Origin of the sequence: Streptomyces sp. NPDC020731 (assembly GCF_044334705.1) — a bacterium.
In the GTDB taxonomy this organism is placed as follows: domain Bacteria; phylum Actinomycetota; class Actinomycetes; order Streptomycetales; family Streptomycetaceae; genus Streptomyces.
Genome location: NZ_JBIRTN010000015.1, coordinates 44,913 through 66,331 on the forward strand (window position 1 = coordinate 44,913; position 21,419 = coordinate 66,331).

A 21,419-nucleotide genomic window follows, 5' to 3' on the forward strand; every position below is an offset into this window, starting at 1 on the left:
GGCCTCTCCGACACCGGCGGCCGCCGCCACGGAGCCGACGACGACACGCCCGGGGACGCTCCCGCGGGGCGGGCGCGGGCCAGGGCGTTCGGATTGCGCACCCGGCTGGTGTTCGCCTTCCTGCTGGTCGCCGTCGTCAGCGCGGGCACCACGTCCGCGCTGACCTACCGCGAGGCCCGCAACGCCCTGCTGAAGACCGCCCAGGACACCGCGGTCTCCTCGTTCCGTGACCAGGTCCAGCAGACAGGCTGGGCCCTGCCCGTGCGGAGGGAGGGGCTGGAGGAGGTCCTGCGTGACATCGCCCGCAAGGGGAAGCCGCGCCCCTGGGTGGTGTTCGCGGAGTACGGCTCGGTCCGCGCCTCCTCCGGCGAGAACCCCGTCTCCACCGTCATCACCCCCGAACTGCGCCACGCCGCACGCGCCCACCCCAACGGCAGCTTCGAGCGGGTCGTGAAGGACGGCGTGCCCTACCTGACCATCGCCATGCCCACCGTGTTCAAGACCGGCCCCGAGGGCGTGCTGCCCAGCGGGCTCGTCCTCTACGCCGTCATGCGGATGACCGACGAGCAGGCCAACGTCGACGCGCTCCTGGTGGCCGCCCGGGACGGGGCCCTGCCCGGCCTCGCCATCGCGCTGATCCCCGGCCTGATCGCCGCGCGCAGCGTGCTGCGGCCGGTGCGGGAACTGCGCCAGGCCGCCCAGAGCATGGGCAGCGGCAGACTGGACACACGGATCGCGGTGCGCGGCGGTGACGAACTGGCCGACCTCGCCCGCACCTTCAACGAGTCCGCCGGCAAACTCGAACGCTCCGTACGTGAGTTGCGCGAGGCCGAGGCACGCGCCCGCCGCTTCGCCTCCGACGTCTCCCACGAGCTGCGCACACCGCTCGCCGGGATGCTCGCCGTCACCGAGGTCCTCGACGAGGACGCCGGCCGGCTGGACCCCGACACCGCCCGCGCGGTCCGGCTGGTCAGCGCCGAGACCGGAAATCTCGCCGTGCTCGTCGAGGACCTGATGGAGATCTCCCGCTTCGACGCCCGCGCCGCCGAGCTCAACACCGACGAGGTCGACATCGCGGAGACCATCGGCAAGACGCTGCAGAACCGGCACTGGACCGACGGCCGCGTCCGCACCGAGCTGCCCCCCGGCATCCGCGCCCGGCTCGACCCGCGCCGCTTCGACATCGTGATCGCCAACCTCGTCGGCAACGCCCTGCGGCACGGCGGTGCGCCCGTCACCGTGAGCCTGCGCAGCGAAACGCGCTCCCCCGGCCCGCCCGTACTGATCACCCGGGTCGCCGACAGCGGACCCGGCATCCGGCCCGACGCCCTGCCCCACATCTTCGACCGGTTCTACAAGGCCGACGCGGCACGTACCCGCTCGGCGGGCAGCGGCCTGGGACTGGCGATCACCCAGGAGAACGTGCGGCTGCACGGCGGAACCGTCCGCGCGGGGAACCTTCCCGGAGGCGGTGCCGTCTTCACCGTCGAGATACCGCTCCACCTGGAGGAGGCCGACGGATGAGGCGTGCGCGGACGTGCCGGCGTACCGGCGCGGTCGCCGTCGCGTCGGGGGTGCTGCTGCTCGGCGGCTGCGGCATCCGGGAGACCGACGTGATCGAGGCGGGCGGTCCCGCCTCCGTCGAGGCGTTCGTCGACCACGACTACAAGATGCTGCTCTTCTTCCACTCCCGTGAAGGCGGGATCAGTCCGGTGATCCGGTCCCCCGGGTCCACGCTCGAGTACGGTCCCGAAGGCGGCCTGGTCGCCGGCCAGGACCCCGACGACGCGGACGCCCCGCCCGTGCCGACGGAGAAAGTGATCCTCGCGCTGCTCAGCGGTCCCGACGAGCAGGACCGCGAAGCAGGGCTCAGCACATCCCTGCCCCCCGCCCCATCGGCCGGACCGCTCCGGGTGGAGGTCTCGCCCGGCGGCGAGGAGGTCACGGCCGACCTGCCCATCGCACTGGACGGACTGGGCCGGACCGCGCTGCGCCAGCTGATCTGCACCATCGCCTACAGCCACGACGCCGACGGCCGGGCCACCGTGCGGCTCATGGGAAAGAACGACATGTCGGCCTCGGGAACCTGCGGTCTCGACCCGGCGTCGGGACGACGACCTTGACGAGCCGCGTCCCGGCGCCGTGCGGCTCCGCGGCGGTGTGGTGGGGCGCGGACGGCACGGAGGTTCCATGCTTCCCGTGCCCGCACAGCGCGACGGTGACGGCCGCCCCGGGGAACCCGCACGTCACCGCCCGGCGCCATGACGACGACCGCGTCGTGGACGAATGCCCGACGCGTACGGCCCGACGCATACGGCCGGTATCCCCTCAGCCGTCGGCCACGCGCCGTACGTACGGGCCGCCCTGCTTCAGGCCACCGCACCGTCCTGCCGCCGGCGCACCGTCTCGGCGATCCAGACGGGCGCGAACGGCGAAGTGCAGCCCGGGGAGGTCGGGTAGTCCTTGAGCACCTCCAGGCGCTCTCCGATACCGATCGCGCGGGTGCGGTACTCGGCGTGTTCGATCCCGATCTGCGCCAGACAGTGGTTCATCGCCCACTGCAGACGGTCCGGGGCGTCCTTCATGTCCGCCCCGATCACATCGAGCAGCCCCGCGAGGTCGAGGCCCTCGGGCTTCTTCGCCACGCGTTCGGTGGTGAGCGCCCACCCGGCGCTCGCCACCACCGGGTCGGGGTCGGTGAACCAGGCCAGGCGCAGTTCCTCGCAGTGCGGGTTCTTCTTCACCACGTAGTTCACGAGCCAGTCGTGCACCTTGGGGGTGCGCGCCTCGCGCAGCATGGTGTCCAGCTCGTCGCGCTCGTACGCCCTCGGGCGGCAGATCAGGAGCGCCAGCAGCCTCGCCGCGGTGTCGTCCGTCGTCCAGAGCTCACGCGCGAGCTCGTGCCGCGTCTTGAGCCGCTTCGCGAGCGCACGCAGCTTGGTGAGGTTCACACCGTGATCGTCACCGTGTCTCTCGTTCACCGCGCGGATCTTCGGATCGTCCAGCCGGGCCAGCTCGGCCATCACCTCGGCCGCCGTCGTCTCGGCCATCGCCGTCTCCCGTCCGTCGCGTCGGGGGCTCAGCCTACGACGGACGCCGGCCTGTGGTCGTACGGGCGGAGCGGCATCACCGCGCGCAGGGTGCTCGCCGTCGCGCCACGCGTTCGCGCAGCAAGAGGCGGAGGGGGTGTGTCCTCGGCGACGGCGTCCGCATCAGCACCGGTCTGCTCGTCCCACACCGTGGACGCCCCGGACGGCCACGGTCGGTGCCGCGGCCACCGGCCGCTGTCAGGCGGGGACGATCCGCCCGTGGTCGATGCGGAAGTTCTCGGCCGGTGAGCAGCCGATCGACGGCGTGATCAGCATGCTGACGGCGACCGCTGCGGGCTCCGTGCCGGAGGTGGAGAACTCGCACACCGCGTGGTGGCCGGTCAGTGGGAACCAGAACCAGGAATCCGCCTTGCCGACCAGGGCACGGTCCGATTCTCTCCACGCGCCGTCCTCGAAGGTGAAGACCTGGAGGCGCACGGATGCCGCGAGCGGATCGGTCCGCGACCTCAGGGCGGTGAGGGTGAATGTGAAGTCCCTGTCCAGGACCGATGTGGCGATCCGTCGGCGCTCCGTCGTCCGGGGCCCGGTCTGTGTTTCCTTCCCCTGACCGGCCGTCGGGCGGGCCTGCGGGTCGGCGGGCGGCGGGTTCGGCGGACCACCGGTGGTTGCGCCGATCGTGACGGTGGCGGCCGTGGCGGTGGCCGCCAGGGCGAGGCCCCAGCTTGTGCGTGTGCGGAAGTACTTGGACACGACGTCTCCATGTGTGGTGATCGGTGCGGGTTCCCGAGGTGCTGCGCATCGTCTCCGAACGGGCGCATCTCACGGCCGGTCGACGGTTGTGCCGGCATCGGTCCGAACGGTCCGCCTCCGCCCGGTGGCCTGTGGCCTGTGGCAGGGACGGTCCGATACCTGGCGCGGGCGGGAGGGCCACTGCTTTCGCCACTGCGTCCCGGACGGCGTCGAGACCGCTCGGCGCAGCTACTTGCCGGGGTGGGACGGAGGCATGGGCATAGGCATCGGCGTCTCGGACGGACCGCGGCCGTCCCCGGTCCGATGAGGCTGCACGTCGGAGACTTCGAACGTGAGTTGCCAGGTCGCCGGCGTCAACACCCGCTGCGTCACCTGGCCACGCACCTTACGGAAATCCCCGGTACCTCCGGTGATCGCGTTGACTGCCGGGCCCGGTACCGGAATTCCGGCTTGCTCGCCCTGGACGGTGATCTGCCCTTCCGGCAGCACCGCAGTCGACGCGCATTGTCCCGCGTTGCGTTCGGGGTCGGTGATGACGCAGAACCCGCCGATGCGTCCGACGAGGCGTTCTTCGGCCCCCTCGGCCGACATCAGATTCCCGCTGAAGACGAACTGGTCGCCGACACTGCGGCCCGTCGCACCCAGATCGAGCTCTTCGCCGACTTGCAGCCGGGCCTCTACGCGGATGGTGCGGCTTTTCGCCGAGGAGCCGTCGTCAGGGCGGGGTGTCGCAGCCGAGGACGTCTTCCGGGGGGCCACGTCGGCCGTCGCAGATCCGATGAGAGCGAGCCCGGCGGAGCAGCCGAGAACCGCAGCGGTAAGGAATATGAAGGGCCGGCCTGTGAGGCCCATGGTCGCCTCCGTGTTCGTGGGAATGAAGAGAGTCAGCGCCGTCCGGGCTCTGCCCGAAGCCGGTGCGGCCGGACGGCGACGTGTCGGGCCGGTCGGCCGAGGGCAGGACACCCGAGCGGTTCTGGGGACCGTGGGCGAGAACGTACGAGAAGGCCCGCGGAATCACTGGGAAAGTTCGTCATGCTCACTCTTGTCGTGACGAATCCCGTCCATATTCATGACGGACCGTCCGTCCAGCGACAACGCTAACGACAGTCGTGGCGACGCGCTCCGCGGAAGGCCAGAAGTAGGGCCGTTGGGGTGCATTCCCCGGGGGCACGGGACGGGGTGGCCATGGCGCGCCTTCCCGCATGGAGGGCTGAGGTGCCTGGACGTCAGGCGCGGGCGGCCACCGTGCGCGTCCAGGAGCGCCTGGGGTTCTCCCCGGGGCGCGGGATTGCAGCCCGGGGCCGGCCGAGTGCCCGGCCAGGCGCCTGATGCGGCGGATCCTCCGATTCGTCCGCCGCCGGTGCCCCGCTACGGGTCATCCCCCTCACCGTGACGGTCACCTGCAACGGCCGTCCGTGCAGTTGCGCGCCGCGCCGGACGATGCGGCCCGTTCGTCCTCCGGTCCAGGAAGGCCGTGGCCCCGCCCCACAGGATCGGTGCGCCCTTGAGCAGGGCCCGGCCGGTCGTCGTGGGGACGCCGCTCGTCCGGGGCGTTGTCCGTCGGCTCGCGGCGCCGCCGGTACGTGGGCCGCGTCCCGTCGTCCACGGCCGCGCGCCGGATGGCCCGGCGCTGGGCGGCCGTCGTGGCTCCCCAGATGCCGTCGTCCTCTCCGTGCTCGACGGCCCAGCCACGGCAGGCCGGCAGCACGGGGCAGCGGCGGCACAATGCCAGCGCGGCCCGGGCCTCCGCGCCGGGCGAAAGGGTGTCGGACAGCGGGAAGAAGATCTCGGGATCCTCGCCGGCACAAGCCGCGCGATCGAGCCAGTCCTGTGTGCCAGCCCATGTGTGACGGTCGGCCATCGCCTGCCCCTGCCTGTTCCACGGGCTCGAGTGCCCAAGGTGACGACGCGGCGCGTGTCGGCGCCGCGCACCCGGCAGGGGTCCCTGACAGCCTACGCACGGGCAGGGCGGAATACCATGGTTCATGCATGTATGACCGCCGGAGCACCGAAGCCCCCGGTTCCTGTCCTGTCCGGGGGAGGCCGCCCGTCCGTCGGGCACTCGTGGACCATGAGGCTGACACATCTCCACCGCGGTCCCTCCCGCTCCCGGCCCTGGTGCTACGGCGCGGCGGCGGCCGGCGCGCGGCGCGGCCCCACCGCCGGGCCGGCCGGCACCCTGCTGCTCGGCCTCGGCAACGCCGGCCTGCCGCACCGTACGCGTCGACCGCACGGCCGCGCGCCCTCTCCGTATGTCTCCCGGTGCTGCTTCGCGACCGCCCTGAACGCCTCCATCGCCCGCCTCGACCGGTGAGCGGCCGGCGGGGTCATCCGGAGGGTTCCTCGTGCGGGCCGCCCCGCGCCCAGTGCTCCGCGGGCTTGTGGGCCTCCCGGTCGGCACGTCCGCCCGCGCCCATGACGTCGGCGTCGACATCGAGTTCGGCGGCGGGGGCATGGCGCAGCTCGCGCCGGGCGGCGCGGGCGACCAGTGGGGGGAACAGCGGCCGCAGTGGCTGGCCCACGCGCAGCCAGGGCGGCGCGTAGATGTGGTGGGCGCGGCGCCGCACACCGGCGGCGAGCCAGTCGGCCACCTCGCCGGGGGCATGCACCTTGCGGGCGAACCAGGGCTGGTGGGCGCGCAGGGCGCGCAGCACCGGATGGTCGTCCAGGCCGCTGATCATGTCGGTGCCTGTCCAGTGGAGGTAGGCGATGCCGACGGCGACTCCGTCGGGCTCCACCTCGCCCCGCAGGGCCTGGGCGAAGGACTCCGCGCCCGCTTTGGAGGCACAGTAGGCACTCATCATCGGTGCCGAGCCGAAGGCGGCGGTCGAGGCGATCTGCAGGAAGTAGCCGCGCGTGCGGGCGAGTTGGGGAAGGAATGCCCGGGCGGTGTTCGCCGACCCGACCAGGTTGACGTCGACGACGCGCTGCCACAGGTCGGCGTCGGTGCGGCGGAAGGGGCCGCCGGCCGCGACACCCGCGTTGGCCACGACCACGGCCGCGTCGCCGAACCGTTCCGCCACCTGCCGCGCGGCGCTGTCGAGTGCCGTCCGGTCGGTGACGTCGGCCTCGACGCACAGGCTCGGGGTGGGGAGCGAGGCCGCGGCCCGCCGCAGCGTCTCGGCCTCACGGCCGAGCAGGGCCACTCGCATGCCGTCCTGGGACAGCCGCTGTGCGAGGGCCTCGCCTACACCGCGGGCGGCCCCGGTGACGACGGCGACACGCCCCCGCAGGGGCGAGCCCTGGAGCTCGGCGGCAGGGCGCCTGGTGAGGGTGTGCATACGTTCCTCGCTCCTCTTCGACCGCCGGAGCGCCGGAGCGCCGGGCCAGGAGAACCCGGGCCCGCGGTTCCGCCCCGACGGGCGTACCGCGCGGTCGGCGACGGGTACCCGCGTGACCTTCACGTACTCGCTCACCGAGGCACGCGGGACACCCGCCCGCGGGCCTCACCGGTCCTCCGTCCGACGACTGCCCACGCCGGACGGAGGGCGCGGACCGCACGCGAGCCGGCCAGGCGGGCACGTTGCGGCCGGCACGCTCACGCAGTGGGGCGTCGAGGCCGGCCGGGCAGTCGGCGAGGAACGCGCCGCGGTCGGAAGGGCGGAGCCGGCCGCGGCCACGGGCGTCTCCGCGTCTCCGTCACGTCCGGAGCATTGACCCTCGTGAAACAAATCAATAGTTTCAGTATCTTCGACTCACAGGGGGTGCTCCCTATGGAACTCGGCACAGCCGGCACCACCACGATCCGCTCCGGAGAGGGTCGTACAGGAGCGCCGTCGCCCGTCACCCGGCTCACCGGCGGCCTCGTCGTCCCCGCCTGAACGTCAGCACTCCGCGGATCCGTCCGGGCGCCGGCCGCGGCCACTCGGCCCCGTAACCGCAAGCAGCTCATCGTCGACGCGGCCGGGCGGGTCTTCAGCGAGCGCGGCTACCACAAGGCGTCCGTGGAGGAGGTCGCCGCCGGCGTGGGTATCACCGCGACCGCCCTGTACCGGCACTTCCCGAACAAGTACGCGCTGTTCGCCGCGTGCGCCCACGTCATGGTGGACGGACTGGTCGCCGTGCTCGACGAGGTGCCGGCCGGGTGGCCCTGACGGATGCGCTCACCGTCATCACCCGGGTCACCGTCGCTCATCGCGCGTCGGGCGGCGTGTACCGGTGGGAGGCCCGGTACCTCGACCGCGAGGACCGCCGACGTCTCGGGGTGAAGGCCGGTCGCCTCGTCGAGCGGGTCGACGGGGCGGTGCAGCGCGAGCACCCACTGCCTGACGAGCGCCTGCGGGCCATGGCGGCCCTCGGTGCGATCGGGTCCATCACGACGCATCGCACTTCCATCGCCCGACGCCGGGCCGAAGAACTGCTGTCGACGTCCGCGCCGGGGGTGGCCGCGACCGATCCGGCGGTGGGCCGTCCGGCCCGGCCGCGGACCAGCGGGGCCGCTTCGGGCAGGGGCGGCGGTCGGGTGGCGCCGTCACGGTTGCCGCCCGTCGGCAGGACCGCGGACGGGTGCCGTGCCCGTCCGCGCCCAAGTGGTGCTTCGAGTCGGGGTGATGTGCCGGTACCGGCCTGCGCCAAAAGCCTTGACAACGATGTCAGGCGCATGATCTAGTCCGCTTCCATCCAGCCGGGTGCCGCTGATCGCGCCGCGAAGGGAGGCTCACCACGATGACCTGCACACCCCCGCCTTCCCGCGCATGAGACCAAGTAGGTGTACGAGCGCCGGGTCCCTCGGGCCGGCGTTCCATCGCGTGCGCGTCCGGCGCCTTGGAGTGCGTCCCGCACGCCTGGGCCGTGCGGGAGCCGTGCCCCCGGCGAACATCTGACACGGACCGATCAGCCCCTACCCGCATCCCGTACCCGAGCACCGCACGCGCGACCGATCGAACGCGCCCACTCCGTCCGTCGCTTGGAGATCGCCTCTCATGTCGCGCAGCACATGACGGGTGAGGAACAGGAGACCTCTTCCATGCACAGACCCCTCCGCCGATTGCGTCACCGCGCATCGACAGTCCTCGCCGCACTGCTCGTTGCCGGCGGCGCCCTGGGCCCGGCGCCGGCCGTCGCCCAGTCCCCTGCGGCCGCCCCCCGACCCACCTCCCTGGTCAACCCGTTCATCGGCACACAGAACTTCGGCAACACCTTTCCCGGCGCGAGTGCCCCCTTCGGCATGGTCCAGGTCAGCCCGGACACCGGCGGCCAGGGAGGCTACGACTACCAACAGGACAAGATCCACGGATTCAGCCAGACCCACCTCTCCGGCGTCGGCTGCTCCGTCATGGGCGAGCTGCCGCTCATGCCGACGACCGGAGCGGTGAGCAGCGTCGATCCCGATGCCTACCGCTCGGCCTACTCGCACGACGACGAGCACGCCGAACCCGGTTACTACCGCGTCGGGTTGAAGACGTACGACATCGACGCCGAACTGACCGCCACGCCCCGCACGGGATGGCAGCGCTACACCTTCCCCTCGACCGACCGCGCCAACGTCCTGTTCAACACGGGCAAGGCCAACCAGAGGGTGTACGGCTCGGAGGTGCATGTCGTCGGCGACCGGACGGTCGAGGGCCGCATCGAGGCGGGCAACTTCTGCGCGGGCAAGGACCGGCACACCGTCTACTTCACAGCGACCTTCGACAGGCCGTTCGCCTCGCACGGCACTTGGCGGGGCACCACCCCCGCCCCCGGCGAGCGGGACGCGGCCGGTGAGGGCGGCAACGGTGCCTGGGTGACCTTCGACGCCGGCGCCGACCGTGACGTCGTCGTCAAGGTGGGGCTCTCCTACACGGGCGTCGAAGGTGCCCGGAAGAACCTGAAGGCGGAGACGGACGACTCGTACGACTTCGACGCCACCCGCGCGGCGCTGCACGCGACCTGGGAGCGGCAACTCGCCGCCGTCAAGATCGACGGTGGGTCCACCGAGCGGCAACGCGCTTTCTACACGGCCCTCTACCACGCGCAACTGCACCCGAACCTCGCCGGGGACGTCGACGGCCGGTACGCGGGCTTCGACGGGAAGAACCGTACCGCGTCCGGATTCACGCCCTACCAGAACCTGTCGCTGTGGGACACCCACCGGCCGCAGAACCAACTGCTCCAGATGCTGCAGCCGAAGGTCGCCCGCGATGTCGCGCTCTCGGTCGTCGCGATCGGACGGGACGGCGGCTGGCTGCCGCGCTGGTCACTCGCCAACAGCGAGACCAACATCATGACCGGTGACCCGGTGACTCCCTTCCTCGTCGAGGCGTGGTCCAAGGGCCTGCTCGCGGGCCACGAGAAGGAGGCGTACGCGCTCCTCAGGAAGAACGCCCTCAGTGCGCCGCCGGACGATTCCCCCTACAACGGCCGCGCGGGCATCACCGCTTACCAGGAACGTGGCTACATCCCCAGCGGGCTGGAACCGGGGAAGGACTGTCCGGCCAAGGGCGGCGACAACGACTGCCGTCATCCCGCTTCGGCGACCCTGGAGTACGCGGCGGCGGACGCGTCGCTGGCCCTGATGGCCAAGGGACTGGGGCACACCGCGGACGCCCGCATCTTCGCGGCACGCGGCCAGTGGTACCGGAACCTGTGGGATTCCTCCATCCAGCAGTTCCGGCCGCGCACGACCGACGGCACCTGGCTGACGCCCTACGACCCCGTCGAGGCGGGCCACCAGTTCCACGAGGGCGGCGCCCACCAGTACCAGTGGCTGGCGCCCCAGGACCCGGCCGGGCTGGTCTCCCTGATGGGCGGCAAGCGGGAGACCGAGAAGCGGCTCGACGCGTTCTTCGCCTACGACAAACTTCTCGCGGACCCTGCCGGAACCGCTCGCGAGGACTGGATCTCGGCACCGTACGACTACTACGGGAAGCCGACCTACAACCCGAACAACGAGCCCGACCTGCACTCCCCGTACATGTACTTGTGGGCCGGCGCACCCGCCAAGACGGCCACCGTGGTCCGCGCCGCGATGACGCTCTTCACGGACGGGCCCGACGGCATGACCGGCAATGACGACCTGGGCACCATGTCGGCCTGGTACGTCTTCTCCTCCCTGGGCCTGTACCCGACGACGAACGGTGGTGACTTCCTCGCCGTCTCCAGCCCGCAGTTCCCGTCGGCGGTCATTCGCATCGGCGCCTACGGGAACAAGCAGGGCGGCACCCTGACCGTCAGGGCACCGGGTACGAGCGACACCCGACGCTACGTGAAGCAGGCGGAGTTCGGCGGGAAGAACCTGCGCGCCACCTGGCTGGACTGGGACGCGGTCGCCAAGGGCGGAAGCCTCGCCTTCGAGATGACCGGCAAGCCGTCGGCATGGGGTACGGGCAAGGGCGCGGAGCCACCGTCCGTGAACCGCGCGGCAGCCGATTCCCGCCGCCACCTCGACGCGTCGCTCCGCACCGGTTCCGACGTCCTGCCGACGGCCGACAGCGCACAGAGCGTCCGCCTGAAGCTGGACGTGCTGGGCCAGTCCCCCGGCACGCTGCGGGTGGGCGTGGACGCGAAGGCTCCCAGCGGCTGGACCGTGAAGACCTCCGCGCCCTTCCCGCTCACGTCCCATCGGCTGCCGGTCCAGCGGACCGCGGCGGTGGACGTGGGCGTGCCGGCCGGAACCGCGCCGGGTTCGTACACCGTACGGGTCACGGCGGCGGCGAAGGGGGTGAAGGCCGTGGAACGGGTCGCGACCATCGAGGTGCGCGCCGCGGCCCGCTGCGCGGCGGGCGTCGAGGAGCAGTGTGCCGTCGACCTCGACAAGGAGGCGAACCACGACGGGACCGCGACTGTCGCGGCTTCCGCCGAGGGCGACTTCGACGGAGGAGGATGGAGCTTCGACGGTGATCTGCTGCCCGAGGCGGGTCCGGTCGTCTGGGACGACGTGACCTACGACGCCCCCGATCCGTCCGGGACGGCCCCGAACTTCGTCGAGGCCCGCGGTCAGGCCATGCTGCTCCCGGCCGGGTCGTACAGCGCGCTGCGCCTGGTCGCCGCGGCCCACCACGGCCCGGTGACGACCATGCTCACCGTCCGCTACACCGACGGAACCACCGCCGAGGTGCCGGTCACCGTGGGCGACTGGGCGGGAGCGGCACCGCAGGGCAGCTCCGTGGCGCTGGAGATGCCGCACCGGATCAAGCGCGGGCAGGGCGTGGACGGCCCGCCGGTGCGGCTGTTCGGGGCCTCGGCTGACCTCGACGCCTCGAAGACGGTGCGTTCCGTCGGCCTGCAGAACGATCCTCGGGTGCAGGTCTACGCGATCACTCTCGGGTAGGACCCCGTACGTCCGTCGGCTTCGCCTCCCGACCGGGAGGCCGCCCGGTGGCAGCGTGACCCGTGACGGTCACGCTGCCACCTGCGTACGGGCCGCATGGCCGCCGTGCGCGATACTTCCCTCGGCCGCAGTGCAGCAGCCCGGGCCGGCCGGACCTCCCTGACCGAGCTTCCCGGCTTCGCTTTCGGTGACGCCCCGACTTCCGCCGTTCCGACCGCAGCCGCACCGGATCGCATGGCCGTCCATGACCGCCGCGCCCATACCGCACGGCGTTCCCTCGGCGTCACGCTCACTCACTCCCCCGGCTCCGACGACGGGTGAGGACGTGGCCGGGTCGGCCGCCGGCTCCGGTCCCTGTCCGGAACCGGCGGCCTGCACCGGTGTACTGCGCGATGAGGGGCCCGGGTCCTTGGGTTTCCCGGCAATCCGAACTTCGCGCTCAAGGACCTCACCCCGCTGCCGAACGTGTTCGTCGATCACGTGGGCGAGCGGTACCGCTCGGATGCCTCCGCCATCGGCGCCGAGGCGTACGAGGTGGTGGTGCCGGAGTGCTTCGCTCGTGTTGCCGGGGCTCTGTCGGGCGAGGCGCGCGGGTATGCGGCGTCCTCCTCCGGCAAGGCGCTGCCGCACGGCCCAGCCACCGTGCGCCAGGCTGCCGTCCTCGTGCGTGACGGCAGCCTGGCGCTGCGGGCGGCGGCCGGGGCGCGCCGGGCTCAGGATTCCGGGGGGACTAGGGTCGGCCTTCGGCCATAGCGCGAGGTCGGAGGAGCAAGGTCTCGGTCAAGGGGGGCGGCTGTGAACGTCGGTGTGCAACGCGGCGCGATCGCTGCCGTGCAGGTGCTCGGTCTCGCCGTGTGGTTCTCCATGTCGGCGGTGGTTCCCGGCCTGCGGAGCGATTGGGGGCTCACGGCCGGTGGCGCGGTGTGGCTGACGGCCTCCGTGCAGTTCGGCTTCGTCGCCGGGGCCGTGACCTCGACCGTGCTGAACCTGGCGGACCGTGTTCCGGCCCAGCGTCTGCTCGCCGTCAGTGCCGCGGCAGCCGCCGCCTGCACCGTGGTGCTGGCCCTGTTCGCCGACCGGCCGGCCGTCGCCGTCCCGCTGCGCTTCATGACCGGAGTGTTCCTGGCCGGGGTCTACCCCACCGGCATGAAGCTCATGGCCTCCTGGTCCGGCAGCGCCGGACGTGGCAGGACCATGGGCGTCCTCATCGCCGCCCTCACCCTCGGCTCCACGCTTCCCCATCTCATCGCCGGGCTGGGATCACTGCCCTGGCGCGGTGTCCTGCTCACCGCGGCGGCAGCCGGACTCGTGGGCTCCGTCATCGCACTGGTCCTGGTCCGGCCCGGCCCTCACGCGGCGTCGGCCTCCCCCGTCCGCAATCCCCGGTATGCGCTGACCATGTTCACCGAACGCGGGCCGCGCCTGGCCAACCTCGGCTACTTCGGGCACATGTGGGAGCTCTACGCCCTGTGGACCTGGATCCCGTCCTTCCTGATGGCGGCCCCCGCCGCGGGAGGACTCCCGGGCTCGGTGGAGATCACGGTGTTCCTCGCCATGGGACTCGGCGGGGCAGCCGGATGCCTGCTCGGCGGCTGGGGCGCGGACCGCTTCGGCCGCTCTCCCGCCGCCCTGACGGCACTTCTTCTCAGCGGCCTGTGCTGCCTGTTCTCCCCGCTCCTCTTCCACGCTCCGCCGCTGCTTCTGTTCGCCTTCTGCGTGCTGTGGGGCGCCGCCGTGATCGCCGACTCCGGGGTGTTCTCCACATCGCTGAGCGAGGTCGCCGACCACCGTTACATCGGGACGGCCCTCACCGGCCAGACCGCGATCGGATTCGCCCTCACCGTCGTCACCATCCAGCTCACCCCTCTGCTGGCCGAGGCCATCGGCTGGCGTCACGCCTTCCTCCTTCTCGCACCGGGGCCGCTTGCCGGCGCCCTCGCCATGCGCGCCTTCGGCAAGGGCGCCGTCCCCGTCCGCTCCCCGCAGCACAATTCCTGACGGCCTCCGACCGCTCCCTGGCCGAACCGGCGGTGGAAGCCGGCGTCAAGGTCGCCCGTGACGCCTCCGACCGATGGTGTCGTCCCGTGCGCCGGCACGTGCCCGCCCTGACGTCCTCTCCCGCCGGCATTCCCCGCCTGGTGTCACCGCCGCACTGCCATGGCGGCCCCGGTCGGTGCGCAACCGGATGAGCGGCGCCCCGGCCCCCGGCCGCGCCACCCTGTCCCTCCTCCTCTCACTCCGGCCAGGAGACAGGGGCGAAAGCGGCCGCAACGGGGATGTCCGAGATCCGACCATGTCGGTACGCCTGTGGTGACCTGGGAAAACCCTGCGGGACGCGGTGAGGGGCCGCGTAGCGGTCGTCATGACACGGAGCACGGTCCCGGGTGCGGCAGCTGCCGCAGCCCGAGGAGGGCTCGACGTCCGGGCCCAAAACGCCGCGCGGCGGCACGGTCATCGATGCCGTGCCGCCGCGTTGCTCACCCCGGTGCCGTCCTCCGTGTGCCCGCGCCCATCTGATCCATGCGCCGTCTCCGCGTGGCCCGTCGAGCACGACATGACCCGGCCCTCTCAGGGCACTCCGACGGCTCCACCGGACTCAGGGCGCTCCGGAGCCTCCATCGGACCCGGAGCGCTTCGGGTCCACCGGCTTCCGGCGGCTCTGGTCACCATGCGCTGATGACCGGCGCGTCGGGTTCGTGATGCCGCCATGCCTCGTTGAGGCGCGAGAGCCGGTGCGCGGCGGCGATGCCGCGCAGGAACGCGACCTTGCCGTCGCTGACTTCGAACGCCACGGCGCCCACGACCCGGCCGTCGACCACGGCGAGGACGGCCGGAGAGCCGTTGACCCACGCGATATGCATCGCGGGCGAGCCGCCTGCCAGCCGCCGCTTCGCCGGCGTGGGCTTGAAGCCGGCCCGCACATAGGAGGCGACCCGCTCACGCGTCCTGTACCGCAGCAGCCGCTTGCCCAGTCCGGCGCCGTCCGAGACCACCGTCACGTCGTCGGTGAGCAGCGCCACCAGCCGTTCGGTACGCCCCGACGTGGCGGCGGCGAGGAACTCCTCGACGACCCGGCGCACGGACGCGGAATCGGCCTCGCCGCCACGGCGGCGCTCGGCGGCGACCCGGATCCGGGCCCGGTGGACATGCTGCTGGCTCGCGGACTCGGTGATGCCGAGGATTCCGGCGATCTCGGCGTGGCTGTACGAGAAGGCCTCACGCAGGACGTAGACGGCCCGCTCGGCCGGCGAGAGGCGCTCCAGGAGGGTCAGTACGGCCAAGGACACCGATTCGCGCTGCTCGAAGGTGTCGGCAGGGCCGAGCATCGGGTCACCCTCGAGGAGCGGCTCGGGCAGCCAGGCACCGGCCGCTCGCTCGTGGCGCGCCTGCGCCGAGCGGAGCCGGTCGAGGCAGACATGGGTGACGACCTTGGTCAGCCATGCTTCCGGCACCTCGACCCGTTCGCGGTCCGCGGCCTGCCAGCGCAGGAACGTGTCCTGGACGGCGTCCTCGGCGTCGGCGGCCGAGCCGAGCAGACGGTACGCGAGCGAGGCCAGCCGGCCCCGGCTGGCCTCGAACCGATCGATGGCTGTGCCGTCCATGCGCAACAGCCTATGCGGCGGCCCTCGCACCGGCCCGCTCCGGCACATCGGCCAGGCGGCGCTTGCGCTTCGGCATGCCGAAGGTCGGGTGGGCGATGCCCCACCCGGCCGCCTTGAGCACGCCCGACTTGAGCCGCGCGGCGGTCCGGCCGCCCAGGTACCAGGACTTCGACCGGGCGGTCCCGTCCACCATCTGGAAGATCGCGTCCCGCCGCCCGAGGCTGATGTGGTTGCCGTGGTACTTCAGCCCGGTGGTCGGGACCTCGCTGCCCACCAGGCGCGCGATGATCGCGGCGGTCGCCTGCATATTGGTGAAGCCGGCCGAGGCGCAGGACATCGGCAGCGGCCGGCCGTTCTCGCCGATCGCGTAGGCGCAGTCACCGGCGGCGTAGACGTCCGGGTGCGAGACCGAGCGCATGGTGCGGTCGACGACGATCTGGCCGGTCTCGGTGACCTCCAGACCGCTGGCGGCCGCGAGGGGGTGCACGGCGAACCCGGCCGACCACACGGTCACGTCGGCCGGGATGGACGTACCGTCGGCGGCGATCGCCCGGGCCGGCTCGACGGCTTCGATGCCGGTGTGCTCGTGGACGGTGATGCCGAGCCGGTCGAAGGCCTGACGCAGATGACGGCGGGCCTTCGGGGAGAGCCATGCGCCCAGCTCGCCGCGGGCGGCGAGTGCGACCGAGAGGTCGGGCCGGGACTCGGCGAACTCGGTGGCGGTCTCGACGCCGGTCAGCCCTTCACCGACGACCAGCACGGTGCCGCCCCCGCCCAGATCGGCCAGGCGCTCGCGTAGACGCAGCGCCGAGGACCAGCCGGTCACATCGAAGGCGTACTCGGCCACGCCGGGGACGCCGTGGTGGGCGACGGAGCTGCCGAGCGCGTAGAGAAGGGTGTCGTACGCGAGTTCGCCGTCGCCCTCCTCACCGGTCACGGTGACGGTCCTGTGCTCGGGATCGACGCCGGTGACACGCGCCAGGCGCAGCCGCACCCCCGTGCCCGCGAACACGTCGGCGAGCTTGCGGAACGTGAGGTCCTGGCCGATCGCGAACTGGTGGAGCCGCATCCGCTCGACGAAGTCGGGCACGGCGTTGACGACAGTGATCTCGGTGTCGGCGGGCGAGAGCCGACGGGCCAGGTTTCCGGCGGCGAAGGCCCCGGCGTATCCGGCACCGAGGACGACGATGCGGTGCTTCATGGCGTTGCTCCTGTCTCGTTCGCGTGCCCCTTGAACGAGACCGCGCCCCGATCCCTGACAGGAACCGTGTGTGACGTGGGTCACTGAGCTCAAGACGATCGGCTGTCCCTCCGACAGGCCCTTGGACCCGTCTCCCTCCCCTTCTCCGGTTTCCCGGCCCCTTTGACGAGGAGGACCAGAAGGGCCGGCTTCACCGGCTTCAGGGGTGCCTGGGGATGGCCTGCAGGGTCCTGGCCTTCAGTCAGATGTTCTGTATGAGCATCCATGTGGCGACTGCCAGGAAGAGCACCCCGGTCACTCGCTGCATCGCATATCCCTTGCCGGTGGGTTCGGTCGCCTCGGGGTCCTTCACCCAGCCACGCTGGAGACGGCTGTTCACCCGCCAGAGCAGTTGAGGGCGTACGACCTGGACCAGGCCCATGATCAGGAAGAGGCACAGGAACAGGACGAGGGCCGGGCTGGTGCCACCGCCTCCGGAGGAGGCCTGCACCATCACACCGTGATTCATGAGCTTTCGGGTTCCCTGACGCGGAATCAAGAAACGAGTGGAGCATCATGAGGGATCGTCGGGCTGCTTCGGAGCGCATCTCCTCTTCCCCGACGGGAGGCGGAGAGGGTCTCGTTCCAGGGTCTGCCCGGCTGCACCTGGTGCACGGTCTGCCGTTGCTGCGGCCGGACGAGCAGGTGGCCGCGCCCGGGGCCCTGCCGTGCCCCGGGAACGAAGCCGGCTTCTCGATGACGCCGCCCGCCGACATCGCACTCCTTCCCGCCGGGCCACGCACCGGGCCTCGACCACCTGACGCACGTCCTCCGGCGCGGCCTCCGCGAGATCCGCCACCGCAACGACGTCAGTGGTTCCGAGGAGTCAGCACCTCTTGGAGCAGTGCGCCGTACCGTGACACCAGTTCCGTGCGGTCCATCCGGAGCAGCCCTTCGTCCCCGACCACCCACAGCGCGTACAGCAGTCCCCCCGCCAAGGCGGCCGCCATGCGCGCGCGGACGTCGGCGTCGGGGCCGGACAGGCGACGGCGCAGTGGTGCGACGAAGAGGCGCTCGTGCGTATCACGCAGACGTTCGTGGATCTGCGGTCCGCTGCTGCCGTGCACCAGGGCCAGGAACACGCCCCGCGCGGAACCGTCGAGTTCGACGAGGAGTTCGGCGAGTCGGTCTCCCAGACGCTCCAGTGGCACGTCGAGCAGTGGCTCGTCATCGATCGTCAGGTGCATCGTCTCCAGGAACAGGAGTTCTTTGCTCTTGAAATGACGGATCACCAGTGCCGGATCCGTGTCGGCCGCCGCCGCGATCTGGCGGACGGTGGTCCTGGAGAAGCCCTGGTTCCGGAACAGCCGGGCAGCGGCCGAGTGGATGGACTCGCGGGTCGTGGGACTGGAGCCGGTCTGCAGCATGCGGGACAGGATAGGGGTCCCGACGCTTCGCAACTGCGGGTTCGCTCGTTCACAGGGGCGAGCCGAGGGCCTTTCGTGAGCATTTCAAGAAGTCTCGTCAACGATGTTGACTCCCCGTTGGGGGGCCTGCACATTACCTGTCGGTAGAACCGTTCGGTAATCGCACAGCCCGGCACTTCTCCCTGTTCGAACCGCTCCGTTCCCGCCAACGGCGCACCCCGCCTGCCGCCGTACCCGCCGTTCCGCTCCCGAGAAGAGGGATCACATGCCGAAGCACACCCTGCGGAATGTCATGGCCACATCATCCGCACTCGTCAGTGCCCTCGCCCTCAGCCTCACGGGCGGCACCGCACAGGCCTCCGCGTCGCTGGACTACGTCGCCCTCGGCGACAGCTACAGCGCCGGCTCCGGCGTGCTGCCCGTGGATCTCACCAACCTGCTGTGTCTGCGCTCCACCGCGAACTACCCCCACGTGATCACCGCCCGGACGGGCGCCCGGCTGAAGGACGTGACCTGCGGCGCCGCCCAGACGAAGGACTTCACCGAATCGCAGTACCCCGGGGTCGCGCCCCAGGTGGACGCGCTCGGGGCGGACACCGACCTGGTGACGCTGACGATCGGCGGCAACGACAACGGCACCTTCATCAACGCCCTGACGGCCTGCGGCACCGCGGGTGTCCTCAGCGGCGGCAAGGGCAGTCCCTGCAAGGACATGTACGGCACCTCCTTCACCGACCAGATCGACGCGAACACCTATCCCGCGCTGAAGACCGCCCTGCGGAGCGTGCGCGCCAAGGCCCCCGACGCCCGCGTGGCGGTCCTGGGTTACCCGTGGATCACACCGGCCGAGGCCGACCCGTCCTGCTTCGTGAAGCTGCCGGTCGCCGCCGGTGACGTGCCCTACATGCGCGGCATACAGGCACACCTCAACGCGGTCGTCGAACGCGCCGGCGAAGAGACCGGCGCCACCTATGTGGACTTCTCCCGGATCTCCGAGGGCCACGACGCGTGCAAGCCCGGCGGCACCCGCTGGATCGAGCCCCTCCTCTTCGGCGGCAGTCTCGTGCCCGTCCATCCCAACGCCCTCGGAGAGCGGCGCATGGCCGAGCACACCATGAGCGTCCTCGGCATGGGCTGACGACGGCGAGCTGCTCCACCTCGTTCACGAGGTGGAGCACTTCACGTCGCTCCGGCGTTGTCCCGCTCCAGTGCCGCGCGCAGCCAGTCGTCCGCGGAGCCCGGGTCGGCTCCGGTCGGCTGCCCGGCGGCGTGAACACCACGGCCGTCAGCTCCCGGTACCGGTTCCGGACGCGGCCGCCCCGCGGGCCCCGGTCACCCGGTGCGCCTCCGGCTGGGGCAGGCGGTTGCCGACTTGCCCTGCTCCGGGCCGGCACCGATCACCGGAAGCCGCGTACACGTCGCCATGGCGACGAGCAGCGGCGTGTCCTTGTGACACGTCGGCCTGTTCGCGGCCACGGCGGTGGCGCCGACATCTGATCGGCCGGCCGGCCGGGCACGGCACGGACGAGCAGGGTCTTGCGCTGCCTTCGGTGTGTCCGTGTCAGCGAGGGATGCCCACAGCGTCCAGGTACCGGTGCATGGCCTCCGTGGGAAGGCTCGGGTTGCCGAGGGCGTGGGAGGAGATCTCCGGGTCCCCACAGCTCTGGAGGACGAGATCGACCGGCAGTGCGGGGTGCCCGGCTGCCATGGCGCGTACGTGCTCGTCGGGGTCGGCGAGCAACCGGACCACAGCGTCGAGGGGCGCTTCGGGGTCGAGCCCCACCAGCCATCGCTTCTTCGGATCCGGGTCGCCGGCGAAACGTTGTCCGCTGCCCGCGCGCGGGAAGTTCGGGTGGCGCAGCAGAGCGCCCTTGGTGATGACCTCGCAGTCCAGATACGTCTGCAGCACCACCTCGCCGTCGACGGTCGGCTGGTTCTCGCACAGCAGGAGCCGTACGGGGTGGTCGTCGTCCTTCGAGAGCAGGCCGACGGCGTCGGCGGGCAGGTGCCGGCTGCAGGCGGCGCTGCGTCGCAGCAGGACGTTGGCCGACTCGGCGCACTGGCGCAGGACATCGGGATCGGTGCAGAGGAGGACCCATTCGACGGGACAGAGCCGGTCGGACGGCCTGATGGTGACGTCGATGGCGGTACGTTCGGCTTCCGTCAGTTCGGGTCGTACCGATACCGCCAGCCGGACGCTGTGCGCGTCGTCGTTCGCCAAGGTGCCGACGATGTCGACGGGAACGTTGAGGTTGGTCGCCAGCTCCCGCCGGTCTTCCTCTTCGGGGCTTGCCGCGAGCCGTTCGGCGGTCGTCGTGTTCATGGCGCCGTACCGGATCACCTCCTGCCTGGCGAAGCGGCCCGTCCCCGCGTCGAGAAGAAGGTCCGTGCAGCCCGCGTCATCGCGGCATGCCTTCATCATGGCCGCCCGGCGGACTCCGTCGTCGACGTCGCGGAGCAGGTGGCTCCGGGTGTCCTCGGAAAGCAAGGGCCACTGGCGACAGGCTGCCTGCCGAAGGTCCGCGTCCTGGTGGTGGGCGAGTGCGGCGACCAGGTCCGGAGCCGTGTCGCGGCAGAAGGCCGCGCTCCGGCGGACCCGCGGCTCCGGATCGGCGAGCAGACGCTGCTGAGCCGACAGGGGCAGGGGCGGTGCGGGGATGCGGAACCATTCGGGTCCGAGGGCCAGCGCGTGGCGAACGCGTGGATCGGGGTCGTCCATCAGCCGGGCACGTTGCTCCGCCGGTACCACGACGTTCTCGGTGAACGCAGCCCGCAGTCTGTGATCGGGATGCGCGACGATGGCATCGATCACCTCGTCCGGCAGAGCGCGCCAGGCGATCGTGTCCCAGGCCGCGACGGCTTCCGCGCACAGCAGTCTGATCAGGACCTCGGTCGGAGCCGCGGGATTCCGCGCGATCGCGGTGACGGTCTCACGGTGACCGCAGTTTCCGCACATGGTGCCCCCCTGATGGCCGGCGAGCGTCGCGGGCCCCCGGATTGTGCGCATGCCGCGTGGACGAGGTCAACGTTGACGATCATGCTCTGTCGCACACCCGGAGAACGACGGTCGGCTTTGCGGGGCGGGCCGGGATCCGGGGACCGAGGCGGCTTTCGACGGCGCCGCACCACTGGCGACCGAAGATGTCGCGGGAGTCGGCG

General features: G+C 71.6%; 17 protein-coding genes and 1 pseudogene. 8 read left to right on the plus strand and 10 right to left on the minus strand.

Going from position 1 to position 21,419, the window contains the following annotated elements:
• The first annotated feature begins 93 nt into the window (after positions 1-93).
• The gene (locus ACH4VX_RS23105) at positions 94-1,524 is read left to right on the plus strand and encodes an ATP-binding protein (RefSeq protein ID WP_398369880.1); all 1,431 of its coding nucleotides are present in this window, start codon (positions 94-96) and stop codon (positions 1,522-1,524) included.
• On the plus strand, positions 1,521-2,123 hold the full coding sequence (locus ACH4VX_RS23110) for a hypothetical protein (protein WP_398369656.1): 603 nt from the start codon (positions 1,521-1,523) through the stop codon (positions 2,121-2,123). Before ACH4VX_RS23105 ends, ACH4VX_RS23110 begins: the two co-directional genes overlap by 4 nt.
• Positions 2,124-2,369: 246 nt before the next feature.
• On the opposite strand, the gene ACH4VX_RS23115 is transcribed toward ACH4VX_RS23110, so the two are convergent.
• From ACH4VX_RS23115 to ACH4VX_RS23130, 4 genes are all read right to left on the minus strand, one after another.
• Entirely contained in the window at positions 2,370-3,050 is a 681-nt protein-coding gene (locus ACH4VX_RS23115; RefSeq protein WP_398369658.1) for a DNA alkylation repair protein, read from the minus strand.
• Positions 3,051-3,287: 237 nt separating this feature from the next.
• The gene (locus tag ACH4VX_RS23120; protein ID WP_398369660.1) at positions 3,288-3,800 is read right to left on the minus strand and encodes a hypothetical protein; all 513 of its coding nucleotides are present in this window, start codon (positions 3,798-3,800) and stop codon (positions 3,288-3,290) included.
• A gap of 228 nt (positions 3,801-4,028) precedes the next feature.
• Positions 4,029-4,652, minus strand: coding sequence for a hypothetical protein (locus ACH4VX_RS23125; RefSeq protein ID WP_398369662.1), 624 nt, complete (start codon positions 4,650-4,652; stop codon positions 4,029-4,031).
• Positions 4,653-5,196: 544 nt separating this feature from the next.
• Positions 5,197-5,661, minus strand: coding sequence for a WhiB family transcriptional regulator (locus ACH4VX_RS23130; protein ID WP_398369664.1), 465 nt, complete (start codon positions 5,659-5,661; stop codon positions 5,197-5,199).
• A 210-nt stretch (positions 5,662-5,871) separates the two neighbouring features.
• Between ACH4VX_RS23130 and ACH4VX_RS23135 the strand changes: the two genes are divergently transcribed.
• Entirely contained in the window at positions 5,872-6,114 is a 243-nt protein-coding gene (locus ACH4VX_RS23135; protein WP_398369666.1) for a hypothetical protein, read from the plus strand.
• 13 nt (positions 6,115-6,127) lie between these two features.
• Here the strand turns inward: ACH4VX_RS23135 and ACH4VX_RS23140 are convergent, their stop codons facing one another.
• Complete coding sequence (locus ACH4VX_RS23140; RefSeq protein WP_398369667.1) at positions 6,128-7,081, minus strand: SDR family oxidoreductase; 954 nt, start codon at positions 7,079-7,081, stop codon at positions 6,128-6,130.
• 609 nt (positions 7,082-7,690) lie between these two features.
• On the opposite strand from ACH4VX_RS23140, the pseudogene ACH4VX_RS23145 reads away from it, so the two are divergent.
• From ACH4VX_RS23145 to ACH4VX_RS23160, 4 genes and pseudogenes are all read left to right on the plus strand, one after another.
• A pseudogene (locus ACH4VX_RS23145) lies at positions 7,691-8,217 on the plus strand (TetR/AcrR family transcriptional regulator); the annotation flags it as partial.
• 549 nt (positions 8,218-8,766) lie between these two features.
• Positions 8,767-12,051 carry a GH92 family glycosyl hydrolase gene (locus tag ACH4VX_RS23150; RefSeq protein ID WP_398369669.1) on the plus strand — a complete coding sequence of 1,095 codons (3,285 nt, stop codon included), beginning with the start codon at positions 8,767-8,769 and terminating at the stop codon, positions 12,049-12,051.
• Positions 12,052-12,516: 465 nt separating this feature from the next.
• Positions 12,517-12,804, plus strand: a complete 288-nt coding sequence (locus tag ACH4VX_RS23155) for a hypothetical protein (RefSeq protein WP_398369670.1) — start codon at positions 12,517-12,519, stop codon at positions 12,802-12,804.
• A gap of 42 nt (positions 12,805-12,846) precedes the next feature.
• On the plus strand, positions 12,847-14,049 hold the full coding sequence (locus ACH4VX_RS23160) for an MFS transporter (RefSeq protein ID WP_398369672.1): 1,203 nt from the start codon (positions 12,847-12,849) through the stop codon (positions 14,047-14,049).
• A gap of 665 nt (positions 14,050-14,714) precedes the next feature.
• Here ACH4VX_RS23160 and ACH4VX_RS23165 read toward each other — a convergent pair.
• The 4 genes from ACH4VX_RS23165 to ACH4VX_RS23180 all read right to left on the minus strand — a co-directional run bounded on the left by ACH4VX_RS23165 (position 14,715) and on the right by ACH4VX_RS23180 (position 18,260).
• A complete protein-coding gene (locus ACH4VX_RS23165; protein WP_398369674.1) occupies positions 14,715-15,653 on the minus strand; it encodes a sigma-70 family RNA polymerase sigma factor in 939 nt (312 codons plus the stop codon).
• Positions 15,654-15,663: 10 nt separating this feature from the next.
• Complete coding sequence (locus ACH4VX_RS23170; RefSeq protein WP_398369676.1) at positions 15,664-16,854, minus strand: NAD(P)/FAD-dependent oxidoreductase; 1,191 nt, start codon at positions 16,852-16,854, stop codon at positions 15,664-15,666.
• 241 nt (positions 16,855-17,095) lie between these two features.
• Positions 17,096-17,362, minus strand: a complete 267-nt coding sequence (locus ACH4VX_RS23175) for a DUF6199 family natural product biosynthesis protein (RefSeq protein ID WP_398369678.1) — start codon at positions 17,360-17,362, stop codon at positions 17,096-17,098.
• Positions 17,363-17,702: 340 nt separating this feature from the next.
• Complete coding sequence (locus ACH4VX_RS23180; protein ID WP_398369679.1) at positions 17,703-18,260, minus strand: TetR family transcriptional regulator; 558 nt, start codon at positions 18,258-18,260, stop codon at positions 17,703-17,705.
• 265 nt (positions 18,261-18,525) lie between these two features.
• Here ACH4VX_RS23180 and ACH4VX_RS23185 point away from each other — a divergent pair, with 265 nt between their 5' ends.
• Positions 18,526-19,398: an SGNH/GDSL hydrolase family protein gene (locus ACH4VX_RS23185; protein ID WP_398369681.1), complete on the plus strand. Its 873-nt coding sequence runs from the start codon at positions 18,526-18,528 to the stop codon at positions 19,396-19,398.
• 423 nt (positions 19,399-19,821) lie between these two features.
• Here ACH4VX_RS23185 and ACH4VX_RS23190 read toward each other — a convergent pair whose 3' ends face one another.
• Complete coding sequence (locus tag ACH4VX_RS23190) at positions 19,822-21,216, minus strand: HEAT repeat domain-containing protein (protein ID WP_398369683.1); 1,395 nt, start codon at positions 21,214-21,216, stop codon at positions 19,822-19,824.
• Positions 21,217-21,419: the final 203 nt, after the last annotated feature.